This window comes from Pseudomonas sp. BF-RE-22, from assembly GCF_019956155.1.
GTDB classification, from domain to species: Bacteria; Pseudomonadota; Gammaproteobacteria; order Pseudomonadales; family Pseudomonadaceae; genus Aquipseudomonas; species Aquipseudomonas migulae.
Genome location: NZ_JAHBDD010000011.1, coordinates 192074 through 207924, shown reverse-complemented (window position 1 = coordinate 207924; position 15851 = coordinate 192074). Strand labels below are relative to the sequence as shown.

At 60.9% G+C, this 15851-nt stretch carries 12 protein-coding genes; 9 read left to right on the top strand and 3 right to left on the bottom strand.

Annotated features, from left to right (window positions below; all coding sequences use genetic code 11):
* The first annotated feature begins 117 nt into the window (after positions 1–117).
* The 6 genes from dadA (at position 118) to KGA82_RS07500 (ending at position 6366) form a co-directional block, all read left to right on the top strand.
* A complete protein-coding gene (dadA, locus tag KGA82_RS07525) occupies positions 118–1422 on the top strand; it encodes a D-amino acid dehydrogenase (RefSeq protein ID WP_008030556.1) in 1305 nt (434 codons plus the stop codon).
* On the top strand, positions 1394–1747 hold the full coding sequence (locus tag KGA82_RS07520) for a RidA family protein (RefSeq protein WP_223450049.1): 354 nt from the start codon (positions 1394–1396) through the stop codon (positions 1745–1747). The genes dadA and KGA82_RS07520 overlap by 29 nt, the downstream gene beginning before the upstream one ends.
* 97 nt (positions 1748–1844) lie before the next feature.
* Positions 1845–2918: an alanine racemase gene (gene alr / locus KGA82_RS07515; RefSeq protein ID WP_223450048.1), complete on the top strand. Its 1074-nt coding sequence runs from the start codon at positions 1845–1847 to the stop codon at positions 2916–2918.
* Between the two features lie 124 nt (positions 2919–3042).
* Positions 3043–3591, top strand: coding sequence for a cupin domain-containing protein (locus tag KGA82_RS07510; protein ID WP_007947433.1), 549 nt, complete (start codon positions 3043–3045; stop codon positions 3589–3591).
* 182 nt (positions 3592–3773) lie between these two features.
* Entirely contained in the window at positions 3774–4187 is a 414-nt protein-coding gene (locus tag KGA82_RS07505; protein WP_032828815.1) for a c-type cytochrome, read from the top strand.
* Positions 4188–4443: 256 nt separating this feature from the next.
* Positions 4444–6366 (top strand): acetyl-CoA hydrolase/transferase C-terminal domain-containing protein, encoded by a 1923-nt coding sequence (locus tag KGA82_RS07500; RefSeq protein ID WP_223450047.1) that lies wholly within the window; start codon positions 4444–4446, stop codon positions 6364–6366.
* 128 nt (positions 6367–6494) lie between these two features.
* Here KGA82_RS07500 and KGA82_RS07495 read toward each other — a convergent pair whose 3' ends face one another.
* Both KGA82_RS07495 and rep read right to left on the bottom strand, forming a co-directional pair.
* Complete coding sequence (locus KGA82_RS07495) at positions 6495–7067, bottom strand: xanthine phosphoribosyltransferase (protein WP_008030547.1); 573 nt, start codon at positions 7065–7067, stop codon at positions 6495–6497.
* Positions 7068–7136: 69 nt separating this feature from the next.
* Entirely contained in the window at positions 7137–9146 is a 2010-nt protein-coding gene (gene rep, locus KGA82_RS07490) for a DNA helicase Rep (RefSeq protein ID WP_008030544.1), read from the bottom strand.
* Positions 9147–9409: 263 nt separating this feature from the next.
* Between rep and KGA82_RS07485 the strand changes: the two genes are divergently transcribed.
* A complete protein-coding gene (locus KGA82_RS07485) occupies positions 9410–11083 on the top strand; it encodes a putative bifunctional diguanylate cyclase/phosphodiesterase (RefSeq protein ID WP_008037990.1) in 1674 nt (557 codons plus the stop codon).
* 105 nt (positions 11084–11188) lie between these two features.
* On the opposite strand, the gene KGA82_RS07480 is transcribed toward KGA82_RS07485, so the two are convergent.
* Positions 11189–12577 carry a NorM family multidrug efflux MATE transporter gene (locus KGA82_RS07480; RefSeq protein ID WP_223450046.1) on the bottom strand — a complete coding sequence of 463 codons (1389 nt, stop codon included), beginning with the start codon at positions 12575–12577 and terminating at the stop codon, positions 11189–11191.
* Between the two features lie 158 nt (positions 12578–12735).
* On the opposite strand from KGA82_RS07480, the gene KGA82_RS07475 reads away from it, so the two are divergent.
* On the top strand, positions 12736–13656 hold the full coding sequence (locus KGA82_RS07475) for a LysR substrate-binding domain-containing protein (protein WP_008030538.1): 921 nt from the start codon (positions 12736–12738) through the stop codon (positions 13654–13656).
* A 182-nt stretch (positions 13657–13838) separates the two neighbouring features.
* The gene (locus KGA82_RS07470) at positions 13839–15815 is read left to right on the top strand and encodes a methyl-accepting chemotaxis protein (protein WP_008030537.1); all 1977 of its coding nucleotides are present in this window, start codon (positions 13839–13841) and stop codon (positions 15813–15815) included.
* Positions 15816–15851: the final 36 nt, after the last annotated feature.

Below are 15851 nucleotides of genomic sequence, written 5' to 3'. Positions count from 1 at the left end.
TGTCGCCAAATATAGGTGCTTATATAGTGAAATGCACTGGCTAATCTTTTTTAAACTGCCCACATCTACGGTCTGTACTACAAACGTCAGCGGCACGCCGCGATGAGGGATATGAAAATGCGCGTTATGGTCTTGGGTAGCGGCGTCATCGGTACCACCAGTGCTTATTATCTGGCGCGTGCCGGGTTCGAAGTGGTGGTGGTGGACCGTCAGCCGGCTGCGGCCATGGAGACCAGTTTCGCCAACGCCGGGCAGGTTTCGCCGGGTTATGCCTCGCCGTGGGCCGCGCCGGGTGTGCCGCTCAAGGCCATCAAGTGGCTGTTGCAGCGCCACGCACCGCTGGCGATCAAGGCCACTGCCGACATCGACCAATACCTGTGGATGGCGCAGATGCTGCGCAACTGTACTGCCAGCCGTTATGCGGTGAACAAGGAGCGCATGGTCCGTCTGTCCGAGTACAGCCGTGACTGCCTCGACGAACTGCGCGCCGAAACCGGCATTGCCTACGAAGGCCGCAGCCTCGGTACTACTCAATTGTTCCGCACCCAGGCTCAACTCGACGGCGCCGCGAAAGACATCGCCGTGCTGAAAGAGTCCGGCGTGCCGTTCGAACTGCTCGACCGTGCCGGCATTGCTCGCGTTGAGCCGGCGCTGGCCAGCGTGACCGATATCCTTGCCGGTGCCCTGCGCCTGCCGAACGACCAGACCGGCGATTGCCAGATGTTCACCAGTCGCCTGGCCGAAATGGCTGTGAAACTGGGTGTGGAATTCCGCTTCGGCCAAGACATTCAAAAGCTCGACTACGCCGGTGATCGCATCAACGGTGTGTGGATCGACGGCAAGCTGGAAACCGCTGACCGCTACGTATTGGCACTCGGCAGCTACTCGCCGCAACTGCTCAAGCCGCTGGGCATCAAGGCGCCGGTTTACCCGCTCAAGGGTTACTCCCTGACCGTGCCGATCACCAACCCGGCGATGGCCCCGACGTCGACCATTCTCGACGAGACCTACAAGGTCGCGATCACCCGTTTCGACAACCGCATCCGCGTCGGTGGCATGGCTGAAATCGCCGGTTTTGACCTGTCGCTGAACCCGCGTCGGCGCGAAACCCTGGAGATGATCGTCAACGACCTTTATCCTCAGGGCGGCGATCTGGCCCAGGCAAGTTTCTGGACCGGTCTGCGTCCGACCACGCCGGATGGCACGCCGATTGTGGGTGCAACGCCGTTCAGCAACCTGTTCCTGAACACCGGTCACGGCACCCTCGGCTGGACCATGGCGTGCGGCTCCGGTCGCTTGCTGGCCGACCTGATGGCGAAGAAAACGCCGCAGATCAGTGCAGAAGGCCTCGATATTTCCCGTTATGGCAGCAAAGTCCAGGAGCCCGCAAAACATGGCAATCCAGCGCCAGCTCACCAATGAGCGCATGAGTCAGATCGTCGCTCACAACGGTACGGTGTATTTGGCAGGGCAGGTCGGCGACGACCTGAACGCCGGGATTGAACAGCAGACTCGCGAAACCCTCGCCAATATCGAGTGTTTGCTGGATATGGCGGGTACCGACAAGCACCATTTGCTGTCGGTGACGATTTACCTGAAAGACATCGACGCGCACTTCGAAGGCATGAACGCAGTGTGGGACAAGTGGCTGCCAAAAGGCGTCGCACCGGCCCGTGCAACGGTTGAGTCGAAGCTGTGCGAACCGGAAATCCTGATCGAGCTGTCGGTTGTAGCCGCTCTGCCGTAAGCCTGTCAGAAAGATCCCTCTCCCGGTGCTGTTGGCGGTTCACGCTGTCAGCCAGCGCCGGTTTTTATTCCCATGACCGCCTAGAAGCCCTGCCGCCATGCGTCCAGCCCGTGCCCTGATCGACCTTCAAGCCCTGCGTCACAACTACCGGATCGCCCGTGAACTCACCGGGGCCAAGGCCCTCGCAGTGATCAAGGCGGATGCCTATGGCCATGGCGCGGTGCGTTGCGCCCAGGCGCTGGAAGCCGAGGCGGACGGGTTTGCCGTGGCGTGCATCGAAGAAGCGCTGGAACTGCGCGCTGCCGGCATTCGCGCGCCGGTGTTGTTGCTGGAAGGTTTTTTCGAAGCCGACGAGCTGGCGCTGATCGTCGAGCATGATTTCTGGTGCGTGGTGCATTCGCTGTGGCAGCTTGAAGCCATCGAAAAAGCCGCGCTGAGCAAGCCGATCACTGTCTGGCTCAAGCTTGATTCGGGCATGCACCGGGTCGGTCTGCATCCAAAGGATTACCAATCGGCCTATCAACGGCTGCTGGCCAGCGGCAAGGTCGCGAAAGTGGTGCTGATGAGCCACTTCGCCCGCGCCGATGAGCTGCACAGTCAAGCCAGTGCCGAGCAAGTGGCGGTGTTTGAAGCCGCCCGTCAGGGCTTGGCGGCCGAGGTCAGCCTGCGTAACTCACCGGCAGTGCTCGGTTGGCCGCAGATTCCGAGCGACTGGGTGCGTCCGGGCATCATGCTCTACGGCGCCACGCCTTTCGAAGAAGCCAACGCCGTGGCCTCGCGCCTGCAACCGGTGATGACCCTGGAATCGAAAGTGATTTGCGTGCAAGAGCTGCCGGCCGGTGAGCCGATCGGTTACGGCGCCAAATTCATCACCCAGAAGCCGATGCGCGTTGGCGTGGTGGCGATGGGTTATGCCGATGGCTATCCGCGTCATGCACCGACCGGTACGCCGGTGATGGTCGCCGGGCAGCTCAGCCAGTTGATCGGCCGGGTGTCGATGGACATGCTGTGCATCGATCTGACCGATGTACCGCAAGCCGGCCTCGGTTCGACCGTCGAGTTGTGGGGCAAAAACGTGCTCGCCAGCACCGTGGCGGAAGCCGCAGACACGATTCCCTATCAGATCTTCTGCAACCTGCGCCGGGTTCCGCTGCTCTATTCCGGGGCTTGACCCGAACCGCACGGACCGGAAGTCGCTTCGCCGAACAGGATTCAGGCCAAAGTGTTGTAAATACTGAACGCTGTCGCCATGATAACGCTCATATTCCTACAACCTGAATCCTGGAGGCGCAAGCTTGGACGTCGGTGAACGACTGCAATCCATCCGTAAGCTCAAAGGTCTTTCGCAGCGTGAACTCGCCAAACGCGCGGGCGTCACCAACAGCACCATTTCGATGATCGAGAAGAACAGCGTCAGCCCCTCGATCAGTTCGCTGCGCAAGGTTCTGGGCGGGATTCCCATGTCGATGGTCGAGTTCTTTTCCGAAGAGATCCTGCAGGAAAAACCGACTCAGATCGTCTACAAGGCTAACGAGCTGATCGATATTTCCGATGGCGCAGTGACCATGAAACTGGTCGGCCGGGCTCACCCGAGCCGCGCCATTGCCTTCCTCAATGAAATCTACCCGCCAGGCGCCGACACCGGTGACGAGATGCTCACCCATGAGGGCGAGGAAACCGGGATTCTGGTGGAAGGGCGTCTGGAACTGGTGGTCGGGCTGGAAACTTTTGTGCTCGAAGCCGGTGATAGCTACTACTTTGAAAGTACCAAGCCGCACCGTTTCCGTAATCCGTTCGACGCGCCGGCGCGACTAATCAGCGCAGCCACGCCAGCGAATTTCTAAGAGAAGAGGCGTCCTGCCAGCACGGCAGCGGCACCCAAAGGGTTTTTCCGCGGCGCAACAAGACCCCTTCGACTTTGGGGTTGTTTCAGTGCGGCGGGCTTACCGCTATACTTGCGCCCGCCTGCGAACCGTGGCCGTAGGCGTGACTAGCCACCATTGAGGGTGAACGCGTGAACCTAATTATGAAAATGCTGGCTGCACCAGCAACCGTATTGGCCCTTTGGGCTGTCAGCGCTCAAGCTGCGACGAATGACGATATTGCAAAACGCCTTGATCCAGTTGGCCAAGTTTGTGTTCAGGGTCAAGAGTGCAAGGGGATGGAAGTCGCTGCTGCTTCTGGCGGCGGTGGCGGTGCCAAGGCACCTAAAGACGTTATTGCAAAACATTGCAACGCTTGCCACGGCACCGGCCTGTTGGGCGCGCCGAAAATCGGCGACAAGGCTGCCTGGAAAGAACGCGCCGATCACCAGGGCGGTCTCGACGGCATCCTGGCCAAAGCCATTACCGGTATCAATGCGATGCCGCCTAAAGGCACCTGCGCCGACTGCTCCGACGACGAGCTGAAAGGCGCCATCAAAGAGATGTCCGGCCTGTAACACGCCCGCATCGTCAGCGAAAAAGCCGCCTCCGGGCGGCTTTTTTGTGCCCGTTGTTCACGGACCTGTAGGAGCCGGCTTGCTGGCGATCCAGACGCCACGGTTAACCTGGTAAACCGTGTGATCGTTCATCGCCAGCAAGCCGGCTCCTACAGGTGGTGGGCATAAAGCGATTTACCGCCCGAGGCTGTTCATTACAGCAAAGACCCGGCAAGCTCGGTCCAACCCCAATTCATGGAATGTAAGGGAGGATCAGATGGTGCAGCTGTGTTCTATCGAGCAAGCGGTCGATGAGGTGCTGGCGCGGTTGCCGGCGCATATCCACATGGGCCTGCCCCTCGGTCTGGGCAAACCCAACCACTTCGTCAACGCGCTGTATCAACGCGTTGCGCAATTGCCCGAGCGCAAGCTGACGATCTACACCGCGCTGTGCCTGGGCCGTCCTGCATTGGGCGACGGCTTGCAGAAGCGCTTCCTCGAACCCTTCATCGAACGGGTATTCGGCGATTATCCGGAGCTGGATTTCCTCGCGGGCCTGCGCAAGGACAACCTGCCGCCCAACATCCATATTCAACAGTTTTTCATGCAGCCCGGCAGCCTGCTTCATAGCGAATCCGCCCAGCAGGACTACGTGAGCAGCAACTACAGCCACGCCGCGCGGGACATCAACGCGGCAGGTTTGAACCTGGTCGCGCAACTGGTGGCCAGCCACTCCGAACACCCGGATCGCCTGAGCCTGAGCTGCAACCCGGACATCACCCTCGACCTGTTTCCAATGATCGCCAAGCGCAGGGCGGCGGGGGAGACAGTCCTGCTCGTGGGCCAGGTACACAACGACTTGCCGTACATGCCCGGTGACGCGGAAATCGGCATCGACACTTTCGACCTGCTGGTCGACGAGAAAGACAACACCACGCTGTTCTCGACGCCGAACATGCCGGTGGGTTTCCAGGACCATTTCATCGGCCTGCACGCCAGCGCGCTGGTCCGCGATGGCGGCACCTTGCAAATCGGCATCGGCGCCATGGGCGACGCGCTGACGGCGGCGTTGCTGGCGCGGCAGGCGGATAACGACGGATACAAGGCGTTGTTGGTCGACGTAAATCTCAGCCAGTGGGCGCAGTTGATAGACCGCGAAGGGGGTTTGGAACCGTTCGCCAAAGGCCTTTACGGTTGCAGCGAAATGTTCGTCAACGGCCTGCTGGTGCTGGTCGATGCCGGGATCGTGCGGCGCAAGGTCTACCCCGATGTGCCCACCCAACAACAGGCGAATGCCGGCACGCTGGATGAAGCGGCGCAAACCGACGGCATTTCGGTGCACGGCGGGTTCTTCCTGGGGCCGCGCAGTTTCTACGAGCGTCTTCGAGAGCTGCCCCAGAGCAAGCGGCTCGAATTCAACATGACCCGCATCAGCTACATCAACGAGCTGTACGGTCAGGAGGAACTCAAACGCTTGCAGCGCCTGGATGCGCGCTTCATCAACACCGTGTTCACCATGACGTTGCTTGGCGCCGGCGTGGCCGATCAGCTTGAAGACGGGCGGGTGCTGAGCGGCGTCGGCGGGCAATACAACTTCGTCGCCCAGGGCCATGCGCTGGAGGGCGCGCGTTCGATTCTGCTGCTGCGAAGCTGGCGCGAGTCGGGCGGGGAGGTCAGTTCCAACATCGTCTGGGAGTACGGCCATTGCACGATCCCGCGGCATCTGCGGGACATCGTGGTCACTGAATACGGTATCGCCGATTTGCGTGGCAAGACCGATGCGGCGGTGATCGAGGCGTTGCTGAACATCAGCGATTCACGGTTCCAGCCCGGCTTGATCGAGCAGGCGCAGAGTGCCGGGAAACTGCCGAAGAGTTTTCGTCTCGATCCGCGTTTTGCCGACAACCGACCAGAACGTTTACAGGCGATTCAGGCGCGGCATCCGCAGTTGTTTCCGGAGTATCCGCTGGGGAGTGATTTCACCGCGCATGAGCGGGATTTGTTGCGGGCGCTGAACTGGTTGAAGAGCAAGTTCAAGCTGACGGAGATTCTGGAGTTGGGCAAGGCGGCGCTGGATGCGCCGGAGCCGGCAGCGTTTCCCGAGCATCTGGAGCGTATGCAACTGACCAACCCGGAAGGGCTGAAAGAGGACCTGTTTCAGCGGCTGCTGCTCACCGGCCTCAAGGCCACCGCGCAATAACAGCCAACCCAAAACAACTGTGGGAGCCAGCCTGCTGGCGATGACGGTCTGTCAGGCATGAAGATTTTGACTGACACGACGCCATCGCCAGCAGGCTGGCTCCCACAGGGGAAATGCGGTGCTGCTGGTTATTCGATAAAGGTCACGACGCCGCCAGCCAGCGACTTAACGCGAGCCAGCGATTCAACGCGATAACCCTGCGCATCCAGTTCCGCACGTCCACCCTGGAACGACTTCTCGATCACGATACCCAGACCGGCCACGGTCGCGCCGGCCTGTTTGATGATCGAGATCAGCGCCTGGGACGCCTTACCGTTGGCCAAAAAGTCATCGATGATCAGCACGCGGTCGCTGCTGGTCAGGTGGCGCGGGGAGATCGCCACGGTGCTTTCGGTCTGCTTGGTGAACGAGTAAACGGTCGCCGACAGCAGGTTTTCGGTCAGGGTCAGGGACTGATGCTTGCGCGCGAAAATCACCGGTACGCCCAGGTTCAGTCCGGTCATGATCGCCGGAGCGATGCCCGAGGCTTCGATGGTGACGATCTTGGTGATGCCCGAGTCCTTGAAAAGCGCAGCGAACTCGTCGCCGATCAGTTTCATCAGCGCCGGGTCGATCTGGTGGTTCAAAAAGGCGTCGACCTTCAGGACCTGATCGGAAAGCACGATGCCTTGTTCGCGAATTTTCTGGTGCAGTGCTTCCATGAAGCGTTCCTCTACTGGCGCCATGTGCGCCTAGTTTGTGAAAAAGTGTCGGTTAAAAAGTGCTCAATTCTAGCGCTTTAACATCGCCCGTATATCGGCCAATGCGGTATTGCCGCGAACGGCTTTGACTTCTACCGGCGTGTCGTCGGTGCCTTCCCAGGCCAGGTCGTCCGGCGGCAGTTCATCGAGGAAGCGGCTGGGCGCGCAGTCGATGATCTCGCCGTACTGCTTGCGCTTGGCCGCGAAGGTGAAGGCCAGGGTCTGGCGTGCGCGGGTAATGCCAACGTAGGCCAGGCGGCGTTCTTCTTCGATGGTGTCGGCTTCGATGCTGGAGCGGTGCGGGAGGATTTCCTCTTCCATGCCCATGATGAACACGTAAGGGAATTCCAGGCCCTTGGAGGCATGCAGGGTCATCATCTGCACGCCTTCGGCGCCGTCTTCCTCTTCCTGCTGACGTTCCAGCATGTCGCGCAGGACGAGTTTGCCGATGGCGTCCTCGACGGTCATCTCGCCTTCTTCGTCTTTCTCCAGGGTGTTTTTCAACGCCTCGATCAGGAACCAGACGTTACCCATGCGGTAGTCGGCGGCCTTGTCGCTGGAGCTGTTGGTGCGCAGCCAGTTCTCGTAGTCGATGTCCATGACCATGCTGCGCAACGCCGAAATCGGGTCTTCGCCGGCGCACTGCTCGCGGACCTTGTCCATGAAACGCTTGAAGCGCGACAGGCGATCGGTGAAACGCGCATCCAGATGCTCGCCCAGGCCGATTTCGTCGGTGGCGGCGTACATCGAGATTTTGCGTTCGGTGGCGTAGTTGCCGAGCTTCTCAAGCGTCGTCGAACCGATCTCCCGGCGTGGCACGTTGATCACCCGCAGGAAGGCGTTGTCGTCGTCCGGGTTCACGATCAGGCGGAAGTAGGCCATCAGGTCCTTCACTTCCTGGCGTCCGAAAAAGCTGTTGCCGCCGGACAACCGATACGGAATCTGGTGGTGTTGCAGCTTCAGCTCGATCAGCTTGGCCTGATAGTTACCGCGATACAGGATCGCGAAATCGCTGTAGGGCCGGTCGGTGCGCAAGTGCAGCGTCAGCAATTCCACGGCCACGCGCTCGGCTTCGGCGTCTTCGTTGCGGCAGCGGATCACGCGGATCTCGTCGCCGTGACCCATCTCGCTCCACAGTTGCTTTTCGAATTCGTGCGGGTTGTTCGAGATCAGCACGTTGGCGCAGCGCAGGATGCGGCTGGTGGAGCGATAGTTCTGCTCCAGCATCACCACTTTCAGGGACGGGTAGTCGTCCTTGAGCAGCATCAGGTTTTCCGGGCGCGCGCCGCGCCAGGCGTAGATCGACTGGTCGTCATCGCCGACCACGGTGAACTGGTTGCGCGTGCCGATCAGCAACTTCACCAGCAAATACTGGCTGGCGTTGGTGTCCTGGTATTCGTCCACCAGCAGGTAGCGGACTTTGTTCTGCCACTTTTCGAGGATGTCGGCGTGTTCCTGGAACAGTTTCACCGGCAGCAGGATCAGGTCGTCGAAGTCCACCGCGTTGAACGCCTTGAGCGTGCGCTGGTAGTGGGTGTAGACGATGGCGGCGGTCTGTTCCTTGGGATTGCGCGAGTTTTCCAGGGCTTCGGCGGGCAGGATCAGGTCGTTTTTCCACGAGCCGATCATGTTCTTGATCTCGTCGACGCCGTCGTCGCCCGCGTATTCCTTCTGCATGATGTCGGTCATCAGGGCTTTGACGTCGGTCTCGTCGAAGATCGAGAAGCCCGGTTTGTAGCCCAGCCGCACGTGTTCCTTGCGGATGATGTTGAGGCCCAGGTTGTGGAAGGTGCACACCGTCAGGCCACGGCCTTCGCCGCCCTTGAGCAGGGTGCCGACCCGTTCCTTCATCTCGCGCGCGGCCTTGTTGGTAAAGGTCATGGCGACGATGTACTGGGCGCGGATGCCGCAGTTCTGGATCAGGTGCGCGATTTTGCGCGTGATCACACTGGTCTTGCCGGAGCCTGCACCGGCGAGCACCAAAAGAGGGCCGCCGACGTAGCTCACGGCTTCTTGCTGCCGGGGATTGAGTCGGGACATACGTAAATTCAGGAGTCAGTACGAAATGGGCCGGCATTTTAACAGGCTCAGCGAATTGTGCTGCTCTCTCCGACTTGTGACGCAACACGCTATCTATATTTGCCGGTTTTGTTACTTTCACGCAGGATGCGCAACGAATTTGCGACTAATGTTCGTAATTCCGGATACAAAGGCCTCGTTTGATAACTGATGTCGTTGGTCATTGGTTATCGGCACGGCATAATGCCCGCCGCCTACATCATTGCAGAGTCTAGGGAGCTAGCTTGTCTACGCCTGTCGAACCCTTGCGTTTGCTGCTATTGGCCGAAGAGCCAGCGTGGGCAGCGTTGTTGCGCGAGTGTCTGGCTCCGATGGGGAGCTCGGCCGTGCTCATCAGCGCTCCGAGCTGGGAGTCGGTCAGCGCTCTGTTTGATGACAACCGCAGCGCGGTGTTGTTGACGATCCCGGCCCTTCAGCCGGCGCCCGGCCGTTGCAGTTTGCCAACGGTGTTGCTGCTCGAACAGGAGCCGCTGTTGCCGCCCGATGGCGTGAGCGACTGGCTGGTGCGCGATCATCTCGACCCAGGCATGTTGCGCCGTTGCCTGCGCCATGTGCGCGAGCGCGGCGTGCTGGAAAACACCCTGCAACGCCTGGCCGAGCAAGACCCGCTGACCGGCATCGCCAACCGCCAGGGCTTCCAGACCTTGCTGGCCGCGCGACTGGCGGAAAACGACGGCCGTGGCCTGGCCCTCGGGCACCTTGACCTCGACAACTTCCGCCACGCCAACGACGCCCTCGGCCATCAGGCCGGCGACCGCTTGATCCTGCAAGTGGTCGCGCGCCTGAAAAGCCAGCTCGAGGCCGGCGATCAACTGGCGCGGCTGGGCAGCGATGAGTTCGCCCTGCTGATCGACACCCGCCGCGCGCCGCAACGCGCCGAATGGATGGCCGAACGCATCACCGAAGCGTTGGCCGAGCCCTATTGGGTCGACGGCGAAAGCCTGTTGATCGGTTCCAGCCTGGGCATCGCCCATGCCCGCGCCCAGGCCGGCGCCGATCCGTTGATGTGGCACGCGCACATCGCCATGCAGCAGGCCAAGAGCACTCAAGGCTGCACCTTTCACATCTTCAACGAACGCATCAACCGCAATGCCCGCAGCATGGCCGACCTCGAAAGCGAGCTGCGCCGGGCGTTGCGTCGCGATGAGCTGGAACTTCATTACCAGCCACGCCTGAACCTTGAAGACGGGCAGATCGTCGGCCTCGAAGCCCTGGTGCGCTGGCGCCATGCCGAGCGTGGGTTGTTGCCGCCGAGCGAGTTCGTGCCACTGGCCGAGCAAAGCGGTTTGATCGTGCCACTCGGTTACTGGGTGATTTCCCGCGCGTTGCGCGACATGCAGGCGTTGCGCGAGCTCGGTCTGCCGGCGCTGCACATGGCGATCAACCTGTCGTTCCGGCAGTTTCAGGACAGTCAGTTGCTGTCGACCCTGAGCCGGCTGATTGCCGAACGTGGCGTCGAAGCGCAGTGGCTGGAATTCGAACTGACCGAAACGGCGGTCATGCGCCGCAGCGATCTGGTGAAACAGACCATGGATGCCCTCGGGCGCCTGGGCGTGCGCTTCTCGCTCGACGACTTCGGCACCGGGTTCTCGTCCTTCGTGCACCTCAACAGCCTGCCGATTGCCTTGTTGAAGGTCGACAAGAGCTTTGTCGGCGGGATGGAAGGGCGTGAAGAGAATCGCAAACTGGTGCACGCGATGATCAATCTCGCGCACAACCTTAATCTGGAAGTGGTCGCCGAGGGCGTGGAAACGCCGGAGCAGCTGGATCTGTTGCGCGGGTTTGGTTGCGATCAGGTGCAGGGTTATCTGATCAGCAAGCCGTTGCCGTTGACGGAGCTGATTGAGTATTTGAGTTTTGGCAGCAGTCAGCAGCCGATGCTAGAGATCGTGAGCTAAAGACGAATCCCTGTAGGAGCGAGGCTTGCCCGCGAAGGCGTCGAGTCAGTCGACATTGTTGTTACTGACACGACGCCTTCGCGGGCAAGCCTCGCTCCTACAGGGTTAGGCGATCTCGAAACGCTGAGCTGACGACGGCTCACGCCGAATCATCCGCTTCATCTTCCACTCGAACGCCAGCGTCAGGCTCACCGCCGCGCACGCCAGGCCCAGCGCCAAGCCCCACCAGACACCCGTCGGTCCCCAGTTCAAATGGAACGCCATCCACCACGCGGCGGGCGCGCCAATCAGCCAATAGCAACCCAACCCGACCAGGAACGTGGTCTTGGCGTCCTTGAGCCCGCGAATGCAGCCCATGGCGATGGTTTGCGTGCCGTCGAACAGCTCGAACCACGCCGCCACCGCCAGCAGGCTCACCGCCAGTTCGATGACCGGGCGGAAGGCCGGGTCGTTGTGGTCCAGAAACAGGCCGATCAACTGATTCGGCAACAGCCAGAAGACCATCGCAAAACCGAGCATCGCCGCTGCGCCAAAGGCGATCCCGACCCGCCCGGCAAGCCGCGCGTCCAGCAACTGCCCGGCGCCGTAATGCTGGCCGATGCGCATGGTGATCGCATAGGAAAGCCCCGCCGGAATCATGAACGCCACCGAGACGATCTGCAGCGCGATCTGGTGCGCGCCCAATTGCGTACTGCCCATGGTGCCCATGCACAACGCGGCAAAGGCAAACAGCCCGACTTCCACTGCGTAGGTGCCGCCAATCGGCAGACCCAGGCGCCACAACTCCTTCAGGTACTGCCGGTTTGGCCGCGACAAGCCCTGGCGCAATGGATAGGCGTCGTACGCCGGGTGCCGCCGAATGTGCAGCGCCAACGCCACGGCCATCAGGTTGGCAACAATTGCCGTGACCAGACCGATGCCCACCAGGCCCATTTTCGGCAGGCCGAACATCCCGGTGATCAACGCATAATTGAGCACGAAGTTGGCCACCGTGCCGCCGAGGCTGATGACCATCACCGGCGTCGCCCGGCCAATCGCGCTGGTGAAACCGCGCAGGGCCATGAAGCTCAGGTAGCCGGGCAAGGCGAACGGCAAAATCAACAGGAACTGCCCGGCTGACTGGACGTTGGTTTCGGTCTGGCCAAACATCAGCAACACCGGTTTGAGGTTCCACAGCAGCAACCCGGCGACCAAAGCCATCAACCACGCCAGCCACAACCCGGCCTGGGTCAGCCGTGCCGCGCCAACGATATCGCCCGCGCCCTGACGGATCGCCACCAACGTGCCGACCGCCGCAATCACGCCGATGCAAAAGATCGACACAAACGAATAGGTCGCCGCGCCGAGTCCGCCGCCGGCCAATGCCTCGGGGCTCAGGCGCGCCATCATCAAGGTGTCGGTGAGGACCATCAGCATGTGCGCCAACTGCGAGGCAATCAACGGCCCCGCCAGCCGCAGGATGGCCCAGAGTTCAATACGTGCTGGATGCTGCATGGTCATCACGCCCGATTATCAAAGAGAACAGGAAAGCGTCGATTCTCGGCGCTCTGCGGGGTTTGCACAAAGGGATAAAAAGGATGGATGGCATGATTAAAACTCATCCTGGGGAGTTTCTGATAAGTTGACGAAATTGCGCCATAGGAGCTTTCCGCATGTCTCGTCGTCTTCCTCCCTTGTATGCCCTTCGTGCATTTGAAGCGGCGGCGCGGCATAGCTCGTTTACCCGTGCCGCTGAAGAGTTGTCGATTACGCAGAGTGCGGTCAGTCGGCATATTCGTACGCTTGAAGAGCATTTTGCCTGTCGGCTGTTTCATCGCAGCGGGCGCAATTTGCAATTGACCGAGTCGGCGCGCCTGATCCTGCCGGGCATTCGCGAAGGCTTCACCGCTCTTGAGCGGGCCTGCAATACCTTGCGCGCCGAAGATGACATCCTGCGCATGAAAGCACCGTCGACCCTGACCATGCGCTGGCTGCTGGCGCGGCTCAGCCGTTTCCGCCACCTGCAACCGGGCAACGAAGTGCAACTGACCAGCGCCTGGATGGACGTCGATTCAGTGGACTTCAACCATGAGCCGTTCGACTGCGCCGTGATCCTCAGCAACGGGCATTTTCCGCCGGACTGGGAGGCGAGTCTGCTGTTCCCGGAGGAGCTGATTCCGGTCGGTGCACCGAATCTTCTGAAGGACCAACCGTGGGACGTCGCGCGCCTGGCCCATGCCGAACTGCTGCACCCGACGCCGGACCGGCGTGACTGGCGCAACTGGCTGGAACGCATGGGGCTGACGGATCAGGTGTCGCTCAAGGGCGGGCAGGTGTTCGATACGCTGGAGCTGGGCATGATCGCCGCCGCCCGGGGGTATGGCGTGTCGATGGGCGATCTGCTGATGGTGGCCGAGGATGTGGCGCAGGGCCGTCTGAGTTTGCCGTGGCCGACCGCCGTCGCCAGTGGTGAGAACTATTACCTCGTCTGGCCGAAAACCCGCCCAGGAGGTGAACGTTTGCGCCGCCTCAGCGATTTTCTGCAAGGCGAAGTGCGGGCGATGAAATTGCCGGACGTCGAACACTTGTGCTGAATCGATAGAGCCCTTGAAATAGCGGCCTTGAGCCATATCCCGGCTATTTACTCAAGTATTCAGGTTTGCCGCCGAAAATCTGCAGATGGAACCTTCGTGCAGGTTCGACGTAATTCCCCATTATTAGAAATTTTGCTGAGTAGCCGATCAAGGAGGATCAGATCGCTCGGCCAGGAGCTGTCATGTCTCAACCTCGTGCCCGGATTGCCTCACAGCTTGGCCTTGCGCTCGCCATTATCCTGGCGATTGTCATCAGCGGCAGTACCCTGTTTGCCCTGCGTTCACTGGACACGGCCAACCTCGCCACCCGCGAAGAGCACCTGGCCAGTGAGGCGCGGTTGCTGGCCGACCAGTTGAGTACGTTTCACGGCACGTTGCGTGAAAGTACCCTGCGCCTTGCGGGGTTGTTCGAAAAGCGTTTCAGTGGCGGGCTGAGCGTGCACCCGGATGCGCCGGTGAACGTGGCGGGCACCCAGACTCCGGGCCTGCAACTGGGCGGCGAAGTGCTCAATAACAACTTCAAGGAAGTGGACGAGTTCAAGCAGATGACCGCCGGCGTCGCCACGGTGTTCGTGCGCAGCGGCGAGGACTTCATTCGGGTCAGTACCAACGTCACCAAACAGGATGGTAGTCGTGCCATTGGCACTGTTCTCGATCATGCGAACCCGGCTTACGCCCGTTTGATGGCGGGGCAGAGTTTCGTCGGACGGTCTTTGCTTTTTGAACGTTACTACATGTCGCAGTACACCCCGGTACGCGACAGCGGCGGCAAGGTCATTGCCGTGCTGTATGTCGGTTTCGACTACACCGACGCGCAGAAAGCCCAGTTCGAAAACCTCAAGCGATTCCGCATCGGCAAGACCGGTTCCCTGGCGTTGCTCGACGAGCAGAACAAATGGCTGGTACCGATCGCCGGCGTGGAAGCGCTGGATAAAGCCGTTCCAGCCATCACCGCCCTGGCGAAAACCCCGAGCGAGGGCGGTTTCTGGAGCGACACGTCCGAAGACTTCTACAGTGTTTCCGTGCCGTTCCAGGACGGCCCGTGGTCGGTCGTGGCGAGCATGCCGCAAGACGAAATCAGCGCGGTGACCTGGAGTGTCGGCATTCAACTGGCGATTGGCAGCCTGCTGGCGATGTTGATCGCGGTCGGCTCGGCAGTCTGGCTGCTGCGCAGCAAACTCGCGCCGCTGGGTGATCTGGTGCGTCAGGCCGAAGCCCTGGGGGCCGGCGACCTGAGCGTGCGTCTGGACGTGTCGAGCAACGACGAGATCGGTCAGCTGGCCCGTGCCTTCAATCAGATGAGTCAGGCGTTGTCGACGATGGTCGAGCACATCCGCCGGGCCTCGCAAGAGGTCAACAGCCGTGCCCAGGCCTTGTCCGGTTTGTCTGGCGGTGCCTATGAAGGCATGGAGCAGCAGTCCGGCGAAATCACCAGCATGGCCGGTGCCGTGGAAGAGTTCAGCGCCACCTCGTTGAACATTGCCGACAACATGGGCAGCACTCAGCGTCTGGCGCAGGAAAACGCACAGCAAACCCAGATCGGTCGTACATCGATGGGTGAAGCGTCCTCGTCCCTGGAGCAAATCGCTGGCGCGCTGAACAGCACGGCCACGGTGATCAACACCTTGGGCCAGCGTTCTCAGGAAATCGGCGGCATTGTCGGGGTGATCACCTCGATTGCCGAGCAAACCAACCTGCTGGCGCTCAACGCGGCCATCGAAGCGGCGCGTGCCGGTGAGCAGGGCCGCGGTTTTGCGGTGGTGGCTGATGAAGTGCGCAACCTGGCCTCACGCACTCGCCAGGCCACCGACGAAATTTCCGGGATGATTCAGAGCATCCAGCAGGAAACCGGCAATGCCATCAGCACCATGGAACAGGGCAAAGTCCTGATGCAGGAAGGCTTGTCGCGCAACGCCAATGTCGCCTCGGCACTGGCGCGGATCGATGAGCAAAGCCGTTCCGCCGGTGAACAGTTCGCCGCGATCACTACAGCGACCCAGGAACAGAGCAGCACCGCGACGCTGCTCAGCAGCAACCTGCAAAGCATCGCGCTGGCGAACAGCGAGCAGCGGGAAGTGGTGTCGAACCTGGCGGTGACCGCCAAAGAGCTGGAGAGCCTGGCGGCGGAATTGCGTCAAGAGGTTGACCGGTTTCGTTGAGTCGCCTTTGAAATCGCCTTCGCGGGCAAGCCTCGC